The organism is Roseococcus sp. YIM B11640 (assembly GCF_049727625.1).
In the GTDB taxonomy this organism is placed as follows: Bacteria; Pseudomonadota; Alphaproteobacteria; order Acetobacterales; family Acetobacteraceae; genus Roseococcus.
The window spans coordinates 1,277,121-1,296,694 of the sequence record NZ_JBBJOZ010000002.1 but is presented as its reverse complement, the minus strand read 5'-3'; the positions used below and the strand labels follow the sequence as shown (position 1 = coordinate 1,296,694).

18 protein-coding genes are annotated in these 19,574 nt (G+C 71.2%); 6 read left to right on the top strand and 12 right to left on the bottom strand.

Translation table 11 applies throughout. From position 1 onward, the window contains the following. Positions 1 to 3 precede the first annotated feature (3 nt). The 3 genes from WJM96_RS13715 to WJM96_RS13705 are packed head-to-tail and all read right to left on the bottom strand — an operon-like array spanning position 4 to position 2,639. On the bottom strand, positions 4 to 327 hold the full coding sequence (locus WJM96_RS13715; protein ID WP_424813052.1) for a 2Fe-2S iron-sulfur cluster-binding protein: 324 nt from the start codon (positions 325 to 327) through the stop codon (positions 4 to 6). A 7-nt stretch (positions 328 to 334) separates the two neighbouring features. Then, positions 335 to 1,066 (bottom strand): TenA family transcriptional regulator, encoded by a 732-nt coding sequence (locus WJM96_RS13710; RefSeq protein ID WP_424813051.1) that lies wholly within the window; start codon positions 1,064 to 1,066, stop codon positions 335 to 337. 37 nt (positions 1,067 to 1,103) lie between these two features. Next, entirely contained in the window at positions 1,104 to 2,639 is a 1,536-nt protein-coding gene (locus WJM96_RS13705) for a hypothetical protein (protein WP_424813050.1), read from the bottom strand. Positions 2,640 to 2,929: 290 nt separating this feature from the next. Here WJM96_RS13705 and WJM96_RS13700 point away from each other — a divergent pair, with 290 nt between their 5' ends. The 4 genes from WJM96_RS13700 to WJM96_RS13685 all read left to right on the top strand — a co-directional run bounded on the left by WJM96_RS13700 (position 2,930) and on the right by WJM96_RS13685 (position 5,383). Continuing rightward, complete coding sequence (locus WJM96_RS13700; protein WP_424813049.1) at positions 2,930 to 3,607, top strand: GntR family transcriptional regulator; 678 nt, start codon at positions 2,930 to 2,932, stop codon at positions 3,605 to 3,607. Between the two features lies 1 nt (position 3,608). Beyond that, on the top strand, positions 3,609 to 4,088 hold the full coding sequence (locus tag WJM96_RS13695; RefSeq protein WP_424813048.1) for a flavodoxin family protein: 480 nt from the start codon (positions 3,609 to 3,611) through the stop codon (positions 4,086 to 4,088). 69 nt (positions 4,089 to 4,157) lie between these two features. After that, on the top strand, positions 4,158 to 4,754 hold the full coding sequence (locus tag WJM96_RS13690) for a glutathione S-transferase N-terminal domain-containing protein (RefSeq protein WP_424813047.1): 597 nt from the start codon (positions 4,158 to 4,160) through the stop codon (positions 4,752 to 4,754). Positions 4,755 to 4,828: 74 nt separating this feature from the next. Continuing rightward, positions 4,829 to 5,383, top strand: coding sequence for a phosphonate degradation HD-domain oxygenase (locus tag WJM96_RS13685; RefSeq protein WP_424813046.1), 555 nt, complete (start codon positions 4,829 to 4,831; stop codon positions 5,381 to 5,383). Positions 5,384 to 5,392: 9 nt separating this feature from the next. On the opposite strand, the gene WJM96_RS13680 is transcribed toward WJM96_RS13685, so the two are convergent. Next, a complete protein-coding gene (locus WJM96_RS13680; protein ID WP_424813045.1) occupies positions 5,393 to 6,364 on the bottom strand; it encodes a Bug family tripartite tricarboxylate transporter substrate binding protein in 972 nt (323 codons plus the stop codon). A gap of 5 nt (positions 6,365 to 6,369) precedes the next feature. Continuing rightward, the gene (locus WJM96_RS13675) at positions 6,370 to 7,722 is read right to left on the bottom strand and encodes an LLM class flavin-dependent oxidoreductase (protein ID WP_424813044.1); all 1,353 of its coding nucleotides are present in this window, start codon (positions 7,720 to 7,722) and stop codon (positions 6,370 to 6,372) included. 149 nt (positions 7,723 to 7,871) lie between these two features. On the opposite strand from WJM96_RS13675, the gene WJM96_RS13670 reads away from it, so the two are divergent. Continuing rightward, on the top strand, positions 7,872 to 8,753 hold the full coding sequence (locus tag WJM96_RS13670) for an endonuclease/exonuclease/phosphatase family protein (protein WP_424813043.1): 882 nt from the start codon (positions 7,872 to 7,874) through the stop codon (positions 8,751 to 8,753). A gap of 34 nt (positions 8,754 to 8,787) precedes the next feature. Here WJM96_RS13670 and WJM96_RS13665 read toward each other — a convergent pair whose 3' ends face one another. Beyond that, a complete protein-coding gene (locus tag WJM96_RS13665) occupies positions 8,788 to 9,513 on the bottom strand; it encodes a hypothetical protein (RefSeq protein WP_424813042.1) in 726 nt (241 codons plus the stop codon). A gap of 140 nt (positions 9,514 to 9,653) precedes the next feature. Here WJM96_RS13665 and WJM96_RS13660 point away from each other — a divergent pair, with 140 nt between their 5' ends. Further along, positions 9,654 to 11,798: a protein kinase domain-containing protein gene (locus tag WJM96_RS13660; RefSeq protein ID WP_424813041.1), complete on the top strand. Its 2,145-nt coding sequence runs from the start codon at positions 9,654 to 9,656 to the stop codon at positions 11,796 to 11,798. Positions 11,799 to 11,801: 3 nt separating this feature from the next. Here WJM96_RS13660 and WJM96_RS13655 read toward each other — a convergent pair whose 3' ends face one another. From WJM96_RS13655 to tssF, 6 genes are all read right to left on the bottom strand, one after another. After that, positions 11,802 to 12,800: a hypothetical protein gene (locus tag WJM96_RS13655; protein ID WP_424813040.1), complete on the bottom strand. Its 999-nt coding sequence runs from the start codon at positions 12,798 to 12,800 to the stop codon at positions 11,802 to 11,804. A 26-nt stretch (positions 12,801 to 12,826) separates the two neighbouring features. Further along, positions 12,827 to 13,480, bottom strand: a complete 654-nt coding sequence (locus WJM96_RS13650) for an OmpA family protein (protein ID WP_424813039.1) — start codon at positions 13,478 to 13,480, stop codon at positions 12,827 to 12,829. Positions 13,481 to 13,608: 128 nt separating this feature from the next. Next, complete coding sequence (locus WJM96_RS13645) at positions 13,609 to 15,090, bottom strand: class I SAM-dependent methyltransferase (protein WP_424813038.1); 1,482 nt, start codon at positions 15,088 to 15,090, stop codon at positions 13,609 to 13,611. Positions 15,091 to 15,092: 2 nt separating this feature from the next. After that, positions 15,093 to 16,580: a class I SAM-dependent methyltransferase gene (locus WJM96_RS13640; protein WP_424813037.1), complete on the bottom strand. Its 1,488-nt coding sequence runs from the start codon at positions 16,578 to 16,580 to the stop codon at positions 15,093 to 15,095. A gap of 25 nt (positions 16,581 to 16,605) precedes the next feature. Further along, the gene (gene tssG / locus WJM96_RS13635; RefSeq protein ID WP_424813036.1) at positions 16,606 to 17,523 is read right to left on the bottom strand and encodes a type VI secretion system baseplate subunit TssG; all 918 of its coding nucleotides are present in this window, start codon (positions 17,521 to 17,523) and stop codon (positions 16,606 to 16,608) included. A gap of 140 nt (positions 17,524 to 17,663) precedes the next feature. Next, the gene (gene tssF / locus WJM96_RS13630) at positions 17,664 to 19,493 is read right to left on the bottom strand and encodes a type VI secretion system baseplate subunit TssF (protein ID WP_424813035.1); all 1,830 of its coding nucleotides are present in this window, start codon (positions 19,491 to 19,493) and stop codon (positions 17,664 to 17,666) included. Between the last annotated feature and the right edge of the window lie 81 nt (positions 19,494 to 19,574).

Here is a 19,574-nt window from a genome sequence, read left to right as displayed (position 1 = left end):
CTCTCAGAGCTTCACCGGGGCGGGGAGCGAGACCCCGTCCTGGGTCAGGGTGATGTCGTGATGGAGCCAGAGCTGGCAGGCGAGGCGCAGGCCATCGGCCAGCCGCTCCTCGCCCAGCACCTTCTGCTCCTTCCAGTTGGGCTCGCCGAGGCTTTCCGCCCCTTCGAGCACCCGGCAGGTGCACTTGCCGCATTTGCCCATCCCGCATCCGTACCGGAGGTGCGGCCAGGGGAACTTCTTGATGCCGGCGCGGACGACGAGGTTGGTGTTGTCCGCCATCGCCTCGGAATGGTCCGCGCCGTCCTTGCGGAAAGTGACCTGCGGCATGCGTGGATCAGGCCGCCATGTCGAGCTCGGCGAGCGACAGCTCATGCTCGACGTAGTCGCGGTAGAGAGCGGTGGTGTAGAGCAGCCGCATCTCGGCGCCGACCTCGCAGATCTTCAGGCAGCGCTGCTGCAGCTCCACCGTGTTCGCGTGCTCCAGCACGATCTGATAGCCGCGCTCGCCATGGATCTCGTCGGAGACGATGTGCAGGTCGAAGAACTCCACCTCCTCGTCCGAGAAGCCGTACTTCTCGCGCAGCGTCGGGGTCTGGCGGCGGTAGATGGAGGGCACCTGGCTCTCCAGGCCCACGACGAGGCCGGCCACGGCGACGATCGGGTCCTCGCGCATGGCGACGCAGTAGCACCAGCTCTGCAGCGCGCGCGTGGTGGGCGACATGTTCGCCGGGTCCTTCACGCGCTCGCGCGTCGTGCCGCAGGATTCGGCGAAGCGGATCAGCAGGTCCGTGTGGCGGTCGCCGCCGATCTCCTCCTCGTACATGTTGGCGAGCAGGAAGTCCTTCGCCTCCTGGAATTCGGCCGGCATGCGGCCATAGACGTAGCCCAGGTAGTCGGCGAAGGGGCCGACATAGTGGTAGTGATTCTCCGCCCAGCGGGCGAGGTGCTGGCGGGAGAGCTTGCCGCTCGCCCAGGCGATGCTGAAGGGCGACTTGTTGGCGCTCTTGCCCTTGATGGCGTTCTCTAGTGCGGTGCGGAACTCGTCGTGGTTCATGAGCGCGGTCATGGCGCGGACCTCCTTCGGGGGTTGATGAAAGGCGTCGTCACCACAGGACGACCGCCACGATGGTCGAGAGCGCCAGCCCCGCGACCACCGGCAGGAAAAGGATGCGGACCGCGTCCAGCACCGGCACGCGGGCGAAGCCCGCGACGGCGATGAGCGAGGACCAGGCGATGAGCGTGCCGCCGCCGGTCCAGACCGCGCCCATCTGGCCCACCGCGGCGAGCGTCGTGGGATCGATCTGCGCGACCGGGCCGAGCGCGCCGGCGAGCGCGCCGGTCAGCGGCAGCCCGGCGAAGCCGGAGCCGTCGATGCCCGTGATCATGCCCACGATCATCACGGCAAAGGCGACGACGGTGGGGCTGTGCGGGATCAGGTGCTCGGAGGCGCGGATCACCTCGAAGAGCAGGTCCGGGCCGCGCGTGGAGGAGGGCAGGCCCAGGATGGAGCCCGAGAACTCCGCCGCGCCCAGGAAGAAGAAGCCCGCGATGGGCAGCACCGTGCCCATGGCGCGAAAGGAGAAGACGAGGCCGTCGATGATGTGGTCGGCCGTGGTATGCATGGCCTTGCCGCCATCGGCGGCGAAGGTCGCGACCAGCATGAGCAGCGCGGCCGTGCCGCCGACCAGCGCCGCCGCGTCGCCGCCCTTCAGCTCCGGCATGCCGGGGATCAGCTTCGGCGCCAGCATGAAAAGAATGAGCAGGCCGAAGACCGCGGGCGTCAGGATGGCCATGCGCGTGGTCCAGGGCGAGGCGGGAGGCTCGGCCGCGGCGGCCGAGAGGCTCGCGGCCGGGGCGCCCTCGGCGGCCTGCAGCGCGATCACCGACTTGTCGAAGGAGCCGATGTTGGGCGCGATCTCCTCGCGCTGCTCGGCGAGGCTTTCGCCCAGCGTGGCGCCGGACTGCCAGGCAGTCAGGTGCCGCTCGGACGGTGCCTGGATGCGCGCGCGGATGGCGAGGTAGCCGAGGCCGAGCGCGACCGCGCCGGTGACGAGGGAGAGGACCAGCGCCTTGTCGGCGATGACGTTGGCCATCTCCGGGATGCCGGCCGCGCGGGCGCTGATGCCCGGCGCCACCCGGATCACGTAGTCGGAGGAAAGCGCCATGCCCTGGCCCGCGATGGCGATGGCGACCGCCGCACCGAGCGCGGGCAGGCCTGCCACGATGGCGGCGGGCAGCAGCGTCGCGGCCACCAGCGGCACGGCCGGTGTCGGCCAGAAGAAGAGGGAGATGACATAGGTCATCGCCGCCAGCACCACGAAGGCGATGTGCCCGTTGGTCATGATGCGGCGGAAGGGACGGACCATCTTCTCGTCCGCGCCGAGCGCGCGGAGCGCGTTCAGCAGCGAGGTCATGAGCGCGATGACGAGGAAGATGCTGAACAGCTCCTTCGCCGCGACGAGCGAGCCGTTGAAGAGCGCGATGGTGGCGGAGATGAGGTTGCCCGACCAGGCGAAGGCCACGGCGAAGGTCGCGAGGATGGCGGGGACGACCACGTTCGCCCTGAGGGCCATCGAAGCCACGATGGCGAAGACGCCTATGAGATAGACGTAGTGAACCACTCCGAGGGGGACCGCCATGGCTTTGTGCCTTTTCGCAGGTGGTGAGGATGTGAAGCTCCGTCCCTGATTCGTCGTATACAATTCCGGTGCCGGTCAATGCCAGGATTAATTTCGAGGCCGGCAGAATGCGGTATCTGCACCAGATATGAGCAAAAATTATGCATAATCGTCTCGAATCTTGCCTATTATGTCCTCGATGAAGCTTTGTTTGAGAGTGGCGAGCGAAGCGTCGGATTGTTCGTATACAAATGGCGCGGTGCTTCCGAAACCGCCCGAACCCCGCCAAAGCTGGCGGCATGGAGCGACAGTTGCCCAGGACAGCATCGCCGAAGCGTAAGCCCGCGCTGAGCGCCATCGCGCTGCAGAGCCTGCGCGAGGCGATCGCTTCCGGCCGCCTCGCCCCCGGCGAGCGCCTTGTCGAGGAGCGGCTTTCGGCCGATCTCGGCATGTCGCGCGTGCCGATCCGCGAGGCCATCAAGCAGCTCATGGTCGAAGGCCTCGCCGAGCCGGCCGAGGCGGGCGCGGGCCGCGGCGCCCGCGTAACCGCGCTCACCGAGGAACTGGCACGCGATCTCATCGAGGTGCGCGCTGTGCTGGAAGGCCTGACCGCGCGTCTTGCAGCGCGGCGCCGGGACGCAAAGGGCCTGGAGCTGATCCTGGCGATGCTGCGGCAGGGCGATGCGCTGGCGGCCGCCGATTCCAACATCGAACTTGCCGCGCTCAACGCGAGCTTCCATGACCTGCTGGCCGCCGCGGGTGCCAACCAGGCCCTCCAGGAGCTCATGCGGCCGCTACGCGAGCGCACTGAGCTTGTCTTCCGCCGCAACAGCGTGGGCCGGGCCTCCGACGACTGGCGCGAGCACGCGATGATCCTGAGCGCCGTCGCCGAGGGCGATGAGGAGCTGGCCGCGCTGCTGGCCGCCCGCCACGTCCGCCGCGCCGGCCGCGCGCGCGCCGAGGTGGCGCGGCAGGAACCGGTGGAGTGAGATGCTGCTCGTCCTCTGGCATTCGCGCACGGGGGGCACCGAGGCCATGGCCCGCGCCGCCTTCGACGCGGCGGTGGGCGAGGGCGAGGCCCGTCTGATCTCGGCTGACGCCGCGCGGCCCGAGGATCTGCTTGCCGCCGGCGGCTACATCTTCGCCGCGCCCGAGAACCTCGCTTCGCTCTCCGGCCCGATGAAGGATTTCTTCGACCGCTGCTACTACCCGCTGCTCGACCAAATCCAGGGAAGGCCCTTCGCGCTCATGGTCTGCGCGGGCACGGACGGGCAGGGCGCCATCCGCCAGATGCGCCGCATCTGCACCGGCTGGCGGCTGCGCGAGGTGGCCGAGCCCGTTCTGGTGCTGACCGGGGCGCAGACTCCGGAGGCGATCCTGGCGCCGAAGCAGCTCTCGGATGCGCAGCTCGCGCCGTGCGGCGAGCTTGGCGCGGCCATGGGCGCGGGCGTCGCCATGGGGATCTTCTGAGGCCGTCTTGCCGGATCGCGCGCCAGCGCGGAGAGTTCGCTCCCGAACAGGAAACGGACCCGCCACACCATGAAACTCACCTATTCCGGCGCGAGCCCCTATGTCCGCAAGGCCATGGTCTGCGCCATCCTGCGCGGCATCGACGGGCAGCTTTCCGACCTAGCCCTCAAGACGACCGACGAGGCGCTGGCCAAGCTCAACCCGCTCGGCAAGATCCCGACGTTCGTGACCCCGGACGGCGCCGCGCTCTACGACAGCCCGGTCATCTGCGAGTATCTCGACAGCGTCGGCAGCGCGCCGAAGCTCTTCCCCGCCGCGGGGCCCGCGCGATGGAAGGCGCTGCAGCTCCAGGCGCTGGGCGACGGCATCATGGACGCCAGCCAGCCCCGCCGCCGCGAGATCGCGCTGCCGCAGGATGACGGCCGCAAGGAATACATCGCGACCCAGCGCGGCAAGGTCGAGCGCGCGATCGACATGCTGGAGACCGAGGCCGACAAGCTCGGTTTGCTCACCACCATCGGCGAGGTCGCGGTGGCCTGCGCCCTCGGCTACCTGGACTTCCGCTATGCGAACGAGCCCTGGCGCGCGGGCCATCCGAAGCTGGAAGCCTGGTACGCCAAGGTCGTGGCGCTGCCGGCCATGGCCAAGACGATGCCTGTCGCTTGATCGTTATCGTCTAGACGATTGAACCGGCGCGGGCCGGACCCTATCCTGGCGGAAAGACGACAGGCTTCCCCTCGATGACCGACCCGCGCCTCGCCCATATTGCCGAGCTGATCGAGCTCAAGGCCGGCGGCCAGTACGGCCTCGCCGACATCAACCAGCGCCAGCATGCGCTGCAATCCGCTTGGATGGCCGAGCGCCAGGGTTGTTCCGAAAGCCTGATCGCGGCCGCGCTTCTGCACGATATCGGCCACATGGTGCACGACCTGGGCGAGAACCCGGCCGAGGACGGCGTGGACGACAAGCATGAGGAGCTCGGATACGAGTTCCTCACTTCCATGTTCGGCCCGGACGTGACGGAGCCGGTTCGGCTGCATGTCGCCGCCAAGCGCTACCTTTGCGCGGTGGAGCCGGACTACTTCTCCAAGCTCTCCAAGGACTCGATCCTGAGCCTGAGCCTGCAGGGTGGCCCCATGTCCGCCGAGGAGATCGCGGAGTTCGAGGCCGTTCCCCAGTTCCGCGATGCCGTGCAGCTCCGCCGCTTCGATGAGCAGGCGAAGGTGAAGGGGCTGCAGACGCCGCCCGCCTCCCACTTCATGCAGTATGTCGAGAGGGTCATTCTTCCCGCCTGAGCGGGGAGGCTACTCCTTCTCGATCCCCGCGATCCGCACGACCTCGGACCAGCGGCGGCGCTCATTGGCGAGGATGCGCTCCATGTCCTCGACCGTGCCGCCCACGGGCTCCGAGCCCCAGGACAGCAGCCGCTCCGTCACCTCGGGCGACTTGACGATCTTGTCGATCTCGGCGGCCAGGCGCTGGCGCACCGCCATGGGCGTCCCGGCCGGCGCGCCGTAGCCCATCCAGGCCTCGGCCTCGTAGCCCGCTATGCCCACCTCCTGCAGCGTCGGCACGTCCGGCAGCAGGCGGAAGCGGTGCGCGCCGCCGACCGCGAGCGCCTTGAGCGTGCCCGCCCGGAAATCCTCCAGGAAGGCGGGTGCCTGCTCGATGACGAGCTGGACGCGGCCAGCCAGCAGATCCGTGCGCGCGGGCGTGCCGCCGCGGTACTGCACCATCTCCATCGGCACGCCGCCGGCCAGCGCGCGGAACAGCTCCACCGTCAAACGCGAGGCCATGCCCGAAGTCGCGAAGTTGATGCTGTTCGGCTGCGCCCGCGCCCGGGCGATCAGCTCCTGCACCGAATTGATGCCGAGCGAGGTCGGGACCGCCATGACATAGGGAACGGAGGCGACCATGCAGACGCCGCACAGATCTCGCTCCGGATCATAGGGCAGCGACTTGTAGACATAGGAGTTGACGACCATCGGCCCAGGGCTGCCGCCCAGCAGCGTGTAGCCATCCGCCGGCGCCTTCGCGACCGCGTCCGCGCCCAGCATGCCGAAGGCGCCGCCGCGATTCTCTACGACCACCTGCTGGCCGAGCGGCCCGCCCAGGCGCTCGGCGACGAGGCGCGTCATGAGGTCGGTCGTGCCGCCCGCGGCGAAGGGGACGATCACGCGGACCGGGCGGCTGGGCCAGGCCTGGGCGGAGGCGGGGCCGGCGAGGGCAGGGGCGGCGAGGGCACCGAGGGCAGTGCGGCGGGACAGCATCATCATCGGCCTCACTTCGCCAGCGCGGGCGTCCTGGCGCCCACGAAGAAACGGTTCGCCGGCCGCGCCAGGCCGAGATTGTCGCGCAGCGTCCTGCCCTCGTATTCGCGGCGGAACAGCCCGCGCTCCTGCAGGATGGGGATGACGAGCTTGGTGAAGCGCTCCATGCCCGTGGGCACCACGGGGGCGGCGATCATGAAGCCGTCGCAGGCCTTGCCGCGGTACCACGCCTCCAGCCGGTCCGCGACTTGCACGGGGTCGCCCTTGAAGATGTTGCCCGCCATCTGCGGCAGCACGGACTTGTACGTCTCGCGCACCGTCAGCCCCTTGGCGCGCGCCATGTTCACGATGGAATGGCCGATGGCGGTCGGGCCCAGATGCTCCCCCGAGAGCTCCGGCATCGGGCCGTCCAGCGGATAATCCGCCATCCGCACGCCCACCATCTTGGAGAGGTAGTCGAGGCCCACGGGAACGGGCACCAGATCTTCCAGCTCCTGCAGGATTCGGTCGGCCTCGGCTTCCGTCTCGCCGACGACGATGGTGGTGCCGGCGAGGATCTTCATCTCGTCCGGCTCGCGCCCGTACTTCGCCATGCGGCCCTTGAGATCGGCGTAGAGCTTCTGCGCGTTCTCGATCGTGCCCTCGATGGCGAAGACGCAATCGGCCGTGGAGGCCGAGAGCTCCTTGCCCGCGTCCGACTGCCCGGCCGAGAAGATCAGGGGGTGGCCCTGCGGCGGACGCGGCGCGTTCAGCGGACCAGCCACCTTGAAGTGCTTGCCCTTGTGGTTGAGCGCATGGACCTTCGATGGGTCGAGATAACGGCCCGAGGCCTTGTCCTGCGGGAAGGCATCGTCGGCCCAGGAGTCCCACAGCCCCTTCACGATCCCGGCGAACTCGGCCGCGCGCTCGTAGCGGTCGGCACGGGCGACGTGCTCGTCATGCGAGAAGTTGAGCGCGTCGCCGGGGTTGGACGTGGTGACGAGGTTCCACCCCGCGCGGCCATGGCTGATGTGGTCCAGCGAGGCGAAGCGCCGGGCGACGGCGAAGGGTTCGTCATAGGTCGTCGTGGCCGTCGCCACGAGGCCCACATGCTTCGTCACCATCGCGAGCGCGGAGAGCAGCGTCACAGGCTCGAACACGCCCGGACGGTCGGAGGGCGCGGTGGCGGCGAAGAGGTCGGGCTTGTCCAGGTTCCGCACGCCGTTGCCGTCGGCGAGGAACAGCAGGTCCATCTTCCCCGCCTCGGCGATCTGCGCGAGGCGCACGGCATTGTCGATATTCGCGGCCGGGCGGTCCCAGGCCGTGGGATGGCGCCACTCGCCCACATGGCTCCCCTGGGCATTGGCGTTGGCGGCGAGGATCATTGGCATGAGATAGCTTCCGGACGAGGCAATGTGGCGAGCATCGGCCCGGCTTTCGAGGCATGCAAGAGGATGACGGGAAGGTTTCAATCCGGCGAGGCGGCTGGTTCCGGGTTGGCATCGGCCGCGCCGATCCCCATTCTCCAGAACCCATGTCCGTGCCGCCCAACCTTCCCACGCGCACCGGCTTTCCGCTGGAGCTGCACCGCTCGCTGCTGAAGCTGCACGGCGCCTACGCGCGCCGCCGCGCTTCGTTCCACCCGGCCGCCTCGGCTCCGAGGCCGGAGGGCGTGATCGTCGCGGCCTCCTACAACGTCCACAAATGCGTCGGCGTGGACAATCGCTTCGACCCCAACCGCATCGCCAGCGTCATCGCCGAACTGGATTGCGATGTGCTGGCCCTGCAGGAGGCCGACCGCCGCTTCGGGGTGCGGACCGGCCTGCTGGACGCGGGCGCCTTGGAGCGGAAGACGGGCCTGACCATGCTGCCGGTCGCCGACAATCCGGGCGGCCATGGCTGGCACGGCAATGCCCTGCTGGTCCGTGAGGGGCGGTTGCTCCGCCTGCGCCGCATCGACCTGCCGGGGGCCGAACCGCGCGGCGCGCTGGTGGCCGAGCTCAAGCTGCCGGCGGGCAAGCTGCGCGTGGTCGCGGCGCATCTCGGACTCATGCGCCGCCACCGTGCCATGCAGGCGGCAACGCTGCTGGCGGCCATCGAGGAGGACAACCGCCGTGCGCGTGAGCGCATGCCCACGCTCCTGATGGGCGATCTGAACGAATGGCGGCCGGGCGTGCCGTCGTCGCTGATCGCCCTCGAATCCTATTTCGGATCGCTGGCCGGCGGCGAGCCGAGTTTCCCGTCGCGCCTGCCGTTCCTGGCGCTCGACCGGATCCTCGGCAATCCACACAACCTCGTGATGTCGGTCGAGGCGCATTCCTCGCATCTGGCGCGCCTGGCGTCCGATCACCTGCCCTTGCGCGCGAGGATCGATCTCGCCGCCTGCCAGGACGCTGCGCGGGCCGCGGCGGCCTGAGGGTGGCCCGGAGCCTGGCTCCGGGCCTGACGCGTCAGTAGCGGCCGCCCGTCTGGCTTCGCGCGAATTCCGCGCGGCGCGCCATGCTGGTGGCTGCAAGGCTGACGAGCCGGTTCGACGCCTGGACCTGCGGCACCACCGCGAAATCCGCCCGCGATCCGTAGCCCCGCGCGTCGCCGCCCGCATCGGCCAGGACAAAGCCCGCCGGCCCGGTCCGCAGCGTCGCCCGGGCGCCCGCCGGCAGCCGCGCCGCGATGGCGGAGGTGGTATCGGGCTGCATCCGCAGCGTCATCGGCACCAGCGCCACGGCCGAGATCGGCCCGCCGGCCTGCGCCGCGGAAGCCGCCATGGACGTGCTGCCGGGCGCCACGCGCTCCAGAGCCGTGTCGATGCCGCGCGCGTTGGTCTCGACCGCCTGGCGGATGCGCTGCCCCTCGGCCATGTCGCCCGACAGCCGCGCGCCGGAGCCGGTGGCGGCGCGGCAGTGGCGCAGCGTGTCGGACGACACCAGCAGCCGCTCGAGCGCCGCGTTCTCGCTGGCGAGCGCCGCTTCCATCTGCACGGGCGTGGGCGTGGGATTGGCGGGGAAGGGCGGGAGGAAGAGCCGGCCGGCTTCGCTATAGGCGACGAACTGCGAGGCACAGGGATCGCCCGGGTCGGCCAGGGTCACGGGCGGCGGCGGCGCGGTCTCGCAGGCGGAGAGCATGATGGCGCCCGCGAAAAGCGGCGCGGCGAGTCGCAAACCGGTGTGATGCATCATCGTTCCTCGTAGTTGCGTATAACGCTGTAGCAACGCCCCAATGTCGCATCCGTCGCACAGGATGGGATGGGCGTCCTTTCGCGTCTGGCGTGGGACCGTTCGCGTTGTAGAGTTGTTTGGGGCAGGAGGCAGCACGTTTCATGGTCGAGACGGTGGGCAAGTACGAAATCCGCGGCCGTTTGGGCGCGGGTGCCATGGGCACGGTGCTCGACGCCTTCGACGTGGTGATCGAGCGCCGCGCCGCCCTCAAGATCCTGCCCAAGCCCGCCGCCGGGGACCGCGAGGGCGAGGAGAGCTTCGCCCGGTTCAAGCGCGAGGCCCAGGCCGCCGGCCGCCTCAACCACCCCAATATCGTCGCCGTCTACGATTACGGCGAGGACGAGAAGAACGCCTGGATCGCGATGGAGCTGGTGGAGGGCGGCACGCTCAAGCAGCCGCTCGACCGCGCGGAGCGCTTCGCGCTGCCCGAGATCGTGCGGCTGATGCAGGAGATTCTCGCCGGGCTGGACTACAGCCACAAGCGCGGGGTGGTGCACCGCGACATCAAGCCCGCCAACGTCATGCTGACCGAGAGCGGCACGGTGAAGATCGCCGATTTCGGCATCGCGCGGATCGAGAATTCCTCGATGACGCAGGTGGGCACCGTCATGGGGACGCCCTCCTACATGGCGCCGGAGCAATTGCGCGGCGAGCCGGTGGATTCGCGAGCCGACATCTGGGCCTCGGGCGTGCTGCTCTACCAGCTGCTGACGGGTGAGAAGCCGTTCGAAGGCGGTTTCTCGGCGGTGCAGCACAAGGCGATCCACACCGAGCCGACGCCGCCCTCGACGCTGTCGGTCACCGCGCCGCGCGCCTTCGATGCGGTGGTGGCCCGCGCCATGGCCAAGCGCCCGGAGGATCGATACCCCACGGCGGCCGCCTTTGCCGAGGCGATCCGCGAGGCCGCCTCGGCGCCGACCCCGGCGGCCTCGCTGCCCATGGCCGATGCCGATGCGACGGTGGTCGCCGGTGGCGCCCGGCCTGCGGCGCCGCCACCCTCGCCGGTGCCCGTCGCGGCGCCGCGGAGCGGGCCGCCGGTGATGCTCATCGGCGGTGGCGTGGCGGCGGCGCTGGTCGCGGGAGCGGCCGCCTTCTATGTCCTGGGCGGAAGCGGCCAAGCCCCGGCGCCCGCGCCCGCGCCTGCCCAGGTCACGCTGGCTCCGGCCCAGCCCCCGGCGGCCCCGCCCGCCCCGGCGCCGAGCCTTTCGCCATCCCCCGCCACGGCACCATCCCCCGCCACGGCACCGTCCCCCGCCACGGTACCGGCCGCGCCGCCCTCGGTCGCGCAGACGCCGCCACCCGCGCCCGAGAGGCCCGCGCCTATCGCACAGACGCCGCCTGCCACGCCGACGCCTACCGTTCTGACGCCTCCGTCCCCGCCCTCCGCGCAAGCTGCCGCGCCCATCCCTTCGGCAACGGAGCGTCCGGCGCCCGCACCCGCGCCCCTGATTCCCAGCGCGCCCGCGCTGGTTCCGGCCGCGCCGGAGCGCCCCGCCCAGGCCCAGACGCCGCTGCCTTCCCTCACGCCCGCCCCCCCGGCCGCTGCGGACCGCCCGGTTCCGCCGCCCACGCAATTGGCCCTCGCTCCGCCGCGTCCGGACCTGCGTGCCGCGGCACTCGCCGCCGCGGCGGCACCCGGCTGCGGCCTCATCGCCGGCGCGGCGTCCGAAAGCTCGCTGACCCTGGAGGGTGTGGTGCGCCGTGGCGAGGAAGGGGCCGTCCGGCGCGTCCTGGCGGCCCGCGATGTGCCGCTCGCCGCCACACGGCTCGACTTGCAGAGCTTCGATGGGCCCTATTGCCCGGCGATGGCCATCCTGCGGCCGGTCCTGGCCGCGCCGGACCTGCCGCCGCGCGTCGCGCCCGTCGGGCGCATGCCGCTGCGCGCGGGAGACCTGCTGCGCTTCGACGTGAGCATGCCGGACTGGCCCGGCAATCTCTACGTGGCCTACTTCATGAGCACGGGAGAGGTCGCGCACCTCGTCCCCTCGGCGCCGCATGCGGCCAACAGTTCCGTGCGGCTTGGCGAACCCCGCGCGGGCTTCCCGGGCTGGGAGGTGAGCGAGCCCTTCGGCACCGACCTGCTGGTGGCGATCGTCAGCGAGGGGCCGCTTTTCCCTGCCTCCCGCCCGCTGGTCGAGAAGCAGGAAGCCTATCTGCCCGCGCTGGAGGAGGCGCTGCGGAACGCGCGGCAGAATGGCCGCCGGGTCGTCATCCGTCCCTTCGTGATCGAGACGGCGGCCAGGTAGCGCCTACGGCTCTTCCGGCGCGCCGGCCCGCAGGGCCTCGCGCAGCCGGTTCGCCTGCGCGTCGGACCAGCCGAGGTCCCGCGCCGGGTCGAAGAAGCGCCGGTCCGGCGTGTACAGCAGGTAGGCCATCGCCTCGTTGGCCATCAGTTCCTCATTGCCCTGGTCGTAGCCGTCATGCGCGAGGAATCGGCGGATGGCGGCGCGCTCCTGCTGCGTGAACGTCGTCTCCCATACCCGCATCACATGCGCGGCGAAGAAAGGCATGGTGAAGAACTGCCCGTGACCGAGCTCATGCATCAGGATCGAGCGTCGCAGGCTCTCATCCACATGCGGGCCGAGGGCTGGCAGCGTCAGGAAGGCCGCGTCGCGCGAACGATCCACGCGTCGCGACAGCTCCACCTGCTCCCGCAGCCAGAGCTCCTGCGGGTTGAGGCGGATGCCGGCGCGGTCGGCGAGCTCGAAGACGCGCATGAGGTCGGAGGCGCGGTAGTTGTGCCCGAAGTACCAGGTGGACGGGCTGCGACGGTCCGCGGCGATGGCGGCCGCCAGCTCCTCGTCGGTCAGCACGCGGTCGCGCGCGCCGCGCGCCTTCTCCAGCAGCGCGGCGGCGCGGTTCAGCGCCTGCCCCTGCAGGTCGAGGTTGGGGAAGTCCAGGATCCAGACCAGCGGGTTGCTGGCCCAGCGGAAGGCGGTGGGCTCCACGCCCCGGAAGGCGAGGATCTCGGCGGTGGGGAGGCGTGGCGGCGCGATGGCGGCGGGGGGAACCGGCGCGACCGTCACGGGCGCCGGAGCCTCGGCGGGCGGTGGAGCGGGCGCGGGCGGGGCGGATCGCGAGAGCCACCACCATGTGCCGCCGCCCGCCATCAGAAGCAGCGCGCCCGCGCCAGCCGCGATCCACGGCCCCGTGCCGTGACGGGGCGGGCTGGCCATGACCAGCCGCGGTGCCTGCGCCCCGGGAGGCGGGGGCAGGCGGACCGTCGCGTCTTCGTCGTCCTTCGGCATGGCGCGTCCCTAACGGGCGCGTGGCCTCAGCTGCCGAGGTTCAGCACCTGGACGCGCCGGTTGCGCGGCTCGTCCCGCTCGTCGCCCGTGCGGACCAGGAGCTGGCTCTCGCCCATGCCGGTCGCGACCAGCCGGTCGGGCGCGATCTGGAAGCGCTGCGAGAGGAAGTCGCGCACCGCTTCGGCCCGGCGCTGCGAGAGCGCCATGTTCATCTGCGCGTCGCCCACCGTGTCCGTGTGCCCCTCGATGCGGAAGCGGTAGGAGGCGAGTTCGGACGAGGCGAGCGCGCGGCCGAGGTTGGTGAGGGACGCCATGGCCTGCGGCGTGAGATTGGCCGAGCCGGAGGCGAAGTTCACCGTGATGGAGACGGCGGCGACGCCTGCGGGTGCGGTGGTGTCGCGTGGCGGCTGCGCCGGCGCCGGCGGCCGCGCGGCCGCCGTGGGCGGCATGCCGTCCGGCTTGCCCGTGGACGGGGCCGCTGGCGTCAGCGAGGGGCTGGCGGGCGCGGCTGTGCCGCTATCCGCGCCGGGCATGCGGATGCCGCGCGTCTGCTGCTCGGTCGGGCGCAGGCGCTCGATCAGCTGGCGCGTGGCGGCGTCGCTCTGCTGCGCGAGAGCGGGCGTCGCGAGCGGCAGGGCCGCGAGGCCGAGCAGCGCGGCGCGCAGGGTTGCTGTCGACATGGTGTGCCTCCTGAGAAGCCGCCTGTGTCCGGCGGCCTTGAGTTCCTGTGCCTCATGGATCGAAGCAGCCGATCGAGGCGAAGTCATGTGCAGAAGTGTCGCATGGGTAGCGCGGCGGGGTCGAGCGATCAGATGACGCCGAAGCGTTGCCAGATGGGCATGCGCTCGCCCAGATGCGCCTCGATGATTCCGGCCGCGCGCTCCAGCCCTTCGGCGTCGCGATGCGGTTGCAGGCGGCGTGCGAGTTGCGCCGGCGAAGGAGGCGTGCCGTCGAGCAGCGCGCCCACCAGCGCGAGGTCGAGCGAGCTGGCCGGCAGGCCGCCCGCCGCGACGGGCGAGGCGAGCGCGAAATGCCCGGCTTCATCGCCACGCCGCGCATGGATGGCGGCGGCGGCGATGTTGAAGCGCGTGGCGGCGGGCGTGGGCGAGGGTGGGCGGAAGGCGGGCAGCACCAGCGAGGTTCCGTCCAGAACCGCCAGCAATTCGGCGGGCCCGGGGGCGTTCTCGCTGACCATCGCGCAGAGGCGCCCGACGGATTTCGGCCCGTCCTCCAGCGCGGCGGCGATCTCGCGCCAGACCTCGGGCGCGAAGGTGGCCTTGCCTGTGCCGGTGACGAGGACCGGTCCTTCCTCCGGCAGCGGGCGGCAGGGCGCGAGCAGCAGCGAGTTCATCGCCGCCATCGGATTCACGCGCCGGCCGCCCCGGACGAAGACGTCCGCCCGGAAGGCGCGCGGCAGGCAGAGATCCTTCAGGAACTCGCGCGCCATGCCCGGCGGCAGCGTTTCCAGCACGGCGAGCTGCGCCGCGTCGCAGACCAGGCCGGGAATATGCTCGAAGAGGTTGCAGCTGCCCACGAAGTCGAGCTTGGCGGGTGCCAGCGCCGCCTGCAGATCCTCCGGATAGCAGGGGCGCCAATGCTCCGTCAGGAATTCGTGCGCGACGAAGGCGGGCGACAGCTCCACCGGCTCGGCGAGCAGGCGCTTCAGCATCGGGGTGGGCTGCAGCTTCAGCCGGGGTGCGATCTCGCGAAGGCGGTCCATCGCGCGGGCGGCCGCGGCCAGCACTTCCTCCGCGCTCGTGCCCAGGGGGCCGGCCAAGTGCCGCAGCAGGCGTTGCAACGCGAAATCGGCCTGCGAGGCCGGCAGCGCGTTGTAGCCGAAATAGGCGATGCCGCCCGGCTTCAGGCGTCGCGAGAGGACGCGCAGGATGCCGGCCCGTACCTCATCGGACACCCAGCTCCACACGCCGTGGACCAGCGCGACGTCGAGCACGGGCAGGCGCTCGATCTCCTCGTCGGTGATGGCGCCGAGATCGGTTTCGGCGAAGAAGGCGTTGCCGAGACCGGCTTCCGCCGCCGTCTGCAATCCTTCGGCGATGTTGACCGGATCGCTGTCGAGGCCGAGGACGGACCAATCGGGATTGGCGGCGGCCAGGGTGTTGACGGTATAGCCGCGCCCGCAGCCGAGATCGGCGATCTGCATGCGGTCGCGCAGCTGCCAGGACACGCCCGCCATGGCGCAGACCACGGCGAGGTGCGCCGGTGTCTGCGCGGCCTGCCAGGCGATGTCGTATCCAGCGGCCGAGACGTAGCCGCGCGAGGAGCCCGCCATCGTCAGACGATCCCGAAGCGCCGCCAGATCGGCGCGCGCTCGGTGGCGATGCGGACCATGGTCGCGGCGGCCTCCTCCAGCTTGTCCTCCGCAAGGCCCGGCAGCAGGCGCTGCACGAATTCGGGCCCGTCGGGCACGCGGCCTTCCGCGATCTCCGGCTGCACGGAGATCGCGAGCTCCAGCCAGGAGCAGGTGAGGCCCGCGGCGATCACTGGCGAGGCCAGGGCATACTGGCCACCGAGCCGGCCTTCCTCGGCGTAGCCCTCGGCCACCATGCGGTTGAAGCGGCGCGTCTCCTCGGTCGGGCCGCTGTCGCGCAGGGCCGGGGCGATCAGGTTGCAATCCTGCAGGATGGTCAGCAGCTCGGCCGCGTTGGGGTGGCGGCCCACGGGCAGGCTCCGCAGCCGGCCCAGGCTCTGCGGCCCCTCGTTCAGCGCGGCCGCGATCGGCCCCCAGATCTCGGGGTCGAGCTCCGCCGCGCCGACCTGCACGGCGAGCTTCGGCGGATTCTCGCCGAGCGGCCGCACGGCGGCGATCACCGAACGGTCCAGCGCCTCGAGCGGGTCCGTGCGGCGCAGCCCGCGGACGAACACATCCCGGCGGAAGGGGCGGGCGAGGACGAGGTCCTTCATGAACTCCCGTGCCGGCTCGAGCGGCATGCCTTCGAAGATCTCGCGCTGCTCGGGCGAGAAGATGAGGTCGGGGATATTGTCCTGCAGGGAAGCGCTGCCGACGTAGTCGAGCTTCGCGGGCGCGAGGTCGCGCATCAGGTCCTCGAAGAAGACAGGGCGCCAGTGCTCCGTCAGGAATTCATGCGCCAGGTAGGCGGTGTTCATCATCTCCTCCCCCTCGGCGATGCGCTTCAGCATGCCGGTGGCGGGGAGGTTGGCGGGCCGGCTTGCATGCAGGGCGCGGATAGCGGGAATGGCGGCCTGCACGCGCTGCGGCGAGGAACCCATGACCTGCTGCGCGGCGAGATGCCGGAACAGCCGCTGCAGCCCCATGTCCGGCCCGAAGCCCGGCAGGCAGTTGTAGCCCAGATAAGCGATGCCTCCGGGCTTCAGCCGCCGCGCCATCAGCCGCACGATGCCCTGCCGCACGGCGTCCGACACCCAGGTCCAGACGCCGTGGATCGTCACCACGTCGATCTCGGGCAGCCGGTCGATCTCGGCATCCGTGATCTCGGCGAGGTCCATCTCCGTGAAGATCGCGTTCTCGAGCTGCGCGCGCTCGGCGAGAGCCGCGGCCTCGGCCACATGGGCCGGATTGTAGTCCAGGCCGATCACGGTCCAGCCCGGATTGGCGGCGGCGAGGGTATTGACGGTGTAGCCGCGCCCGCAGCCGATATCGAGGATGGTCATGCGTGCGGTGGGCTGCCAGTCCACCCCCATCATCGCGCAGATGAGCGCGAGATTCCCCGGCACCTGGGAGGGCTGATAGGCCATCGTATAGGGGCTGTCGGCGACATAGCCGTGAGACCAGGAGGTCATTTCTCGTTCCTTGGGCGCGCAATGCTCAGAGTGGTGGGGGGCGCAGGAAGGCGTCGCCGGCGGGTTCGCGGCGCGGCTTCGAAGCCCCCATCCAGGATGTCAGGCCCAGCCGCCCGCCGCTTTCGCCCGTGCGCGTTTCCGGCACATCCGCGGCGGCGAGGACAGGGTTGATCACGAAATCCTGCTCGGGGCCGACGAAGAGGCGCGTGAGGCCGCAGATGCGTTCGAAGAGCGGCTGGCCCGGCAGAAGCGCTGCGAAGGCGCGCCGGTCCAGCGGGCCCAGGCGGATGATGAAGCGCGCCTGCGGATCCCAGACCTGGGCACCGGCCGCCGCATCCACGCCGAGCCGCCCATGCGCGCGGCCCATGCGCGTCTGTTCGGCGGGCGGAAGGCGCAGCCACCCCCCGGCGAATTCCACGATCTCGACCTCGGCGCCCGCTTCCTCAGCGAGCATGGCGCGCAGGCGTTCCGCGCTGCGCGTGCGGGCGGCGAGGTGGCCTGCGTGATAGCGCAGGCTTTCGGCCGGGACGGCCAGGCGTCCGGAAAGACCGGGCGTCCCCATCCCGATCGCGGCATCGAGCGCGCGGCGTGCGGGCTCGGAATCCCGCGCCGGGCGGTACTTGGCCCCGGCGCGCACCCACATGCCGGTGAAGCGGCGCGCCAGCATGTCCAGAAAGGCCTGGAGCGCGCGGTTGCGCCGCCGCAGCTCCGCCCCCGCGGTGGCGGTATAGTGGCGCGGCAAGGCGCCGCCTGGCCCGATCAGGCCGAAGAGGGGCGTGGTGAGCGCCCCTGTCTCGATATCCGCCGCCGACACCTCGGCGAGCGGGAGGGCCAGGCGAGCGACGCTGCCATAGGGCAGCTCCACCGCGTCCCGGCCACGCGCGATGATGAAGGCGGCCTGATCCAGATCGAAGCGCCCGGGATGCTCGGCGAGGCTCTGCAAGGGGCTTGGGCCCCGTGGCGCCTTGGGATCGCTGAAAGGCGGCTCGGCGCGATCCGCCGCGGGCGGCGGTGCCGGAGGGGGCGGGACCTCCCTGGCTGGGCGGGCCACCAGGGTCGCGTCGGGGTCGTCGTCCTCCGGCGTCACAGCAGCACACGCGTACCGCTGCGTGGGGCCCAGGTCGCGGCCGGGGTCGTGCGTCCGCGCAGCAGGGCCCGCGTCCGGACGAAGCCGTTCACCGAGACCTGCAAGGCCAGGAACCGCTCCAGCACGCAGCCGAGCAGGTAGAGGCCACCCGCGTTCCAGGCCTGCGCGTCGAAGGTGAGCGTCACGTCCAGGCCGCGCACGAAGACGCCCGGCCGCTGGCCCGGGATGCGCGCGATGCCCGGCCCGGATTGCACCGAGACCAGCGCGGCGATGGCCGTCCGCGATTCCGGCGTGTCGCGCAGATCGTGCAGGCGCAGCATTTCGCGTAGCGCCACCGCCGCCTGCTCGCCGCCCATGACTCCGAGGTGGTTGAGCGCGAGATGCGAGACGAGCCGCCACGCGCCGCGCTCGCCGAGCCTCGGCCGCAGCGTGGAAGTGGGCGCCGAGAGGCATTCGGCGGAAGCGGCCGGCGAAGTCGGGTCCGCGATGCGCAGGCGCGGCTGGCCGCCGCCGAAGGGCAGCTGCTCGGGCAGGTCGCGGTTCAGGCAGGTCGCGTTGACGGTGAGCACGCCATCGGCCGGCGCCTCCGGGTCGAACTCCATGTCGCGCAGCATCAGCCGGGTTTCGGTGCCGGTCAGCGGCGCGGGCGCGGGGCCGCGCCGCGCGATCCACTGGATGGGCGCCACGTCCTCGTCGGCCGCGTCCTCCTGCGCCAGGCGCTGGAACGGCAGGACCATGCGGCGCGCGCCATCCGGCCGGCTCTCGCGCACTTCCTGGATGGAGTGGATTTCCAGCGCGGCCGGACGCCGCGCATCGGCAATGACCAGCCAGTCGGATTGCGTGCCATCCATCGCGATGGGCTCGCAGCGCTGCGGGAAGAGGTTCACCGCCGGCGTGCAATGCAGCGCCAGCGTATCGGCGGCCACCAGCCGCTCCAGCTCCGGCACCGCGCGGTTGAGGTAGAGGAAGACCTCCATCTTGTCGCTGCGCTGGAGCAGGCTGCGCGCTTCCAGCCCGTCGATCTCGAGGTAGAGGAACTTCTCGGGATGCGCGAAATACTCGGTCAGCAGCCGGTGCCCGTCGAAGGCGCGGCGCGGCCAGGGCAGCGCGGCCTCCTCGCGGCCGAAGCCGAAGGGCGTCACGTTCTCGGGCCCGATCAGGGTGGGCGAGGGGTCGCCGGGACCATCGGCCAGCGCGATGCCGACGCAGGCCGTCGCGAGCAGCTCATGCAGGCCGGCGGAGACCTGCGGCGCGCCGCGCAGATGCACGCGCAGCTTGTCGAGCCCCGTCTCCGCGAAGGTGAGGTCGGGCACCTGGGTACGCAACGTGATGCGCAGGCAGGCCGCGGCGCCGGGCGCGCGCGGATTGGGCGGCGCGGCCAGCGGCAGGCCCATGAGCCGCACGGCCTCGATCTGGATGGGCCAGATGGGAACGGAGTGGCAGGTCACGTAGCGCAGCGGCTCGCCGCGCACGGGCTCCGTCTCCAGCGGCGTTCCGCGCGGCGCCGTGGCCGGCCCGCGCGATTCCGCCTTAGGCGAGAACTGAACCGTCGTCATGCTCGGGACCGGGGCCAGCAGATGCGGCGAGATCAGCTCCAGCAGCGCATCGGTGATCTCCGGCAGCTCATCCTCGAGCCGCTGCTGCACGCGGCCGCCGAGGAAGGCGACGCCTTCCAGCAGACGGTCCACATGCGGGTCGTCCACCGTGCCGTCGGAAGTGACGCGCAACCGGCCGGCGACTTTCGGATAGGCCTCGGCAAACTCGCCCGCCAGGCGCCGCAGCGCCGCGAGCTCACGGTTGTAGAAGGGGAGGAGGCTCTCGCTCATCGTGCCGTCCTGCCCCGGCGCGAAGCGGCGGGACCCGCAGGCCGGCCAGTCGACGCGATGGCGCGCTGCGGCTCCGTGGGG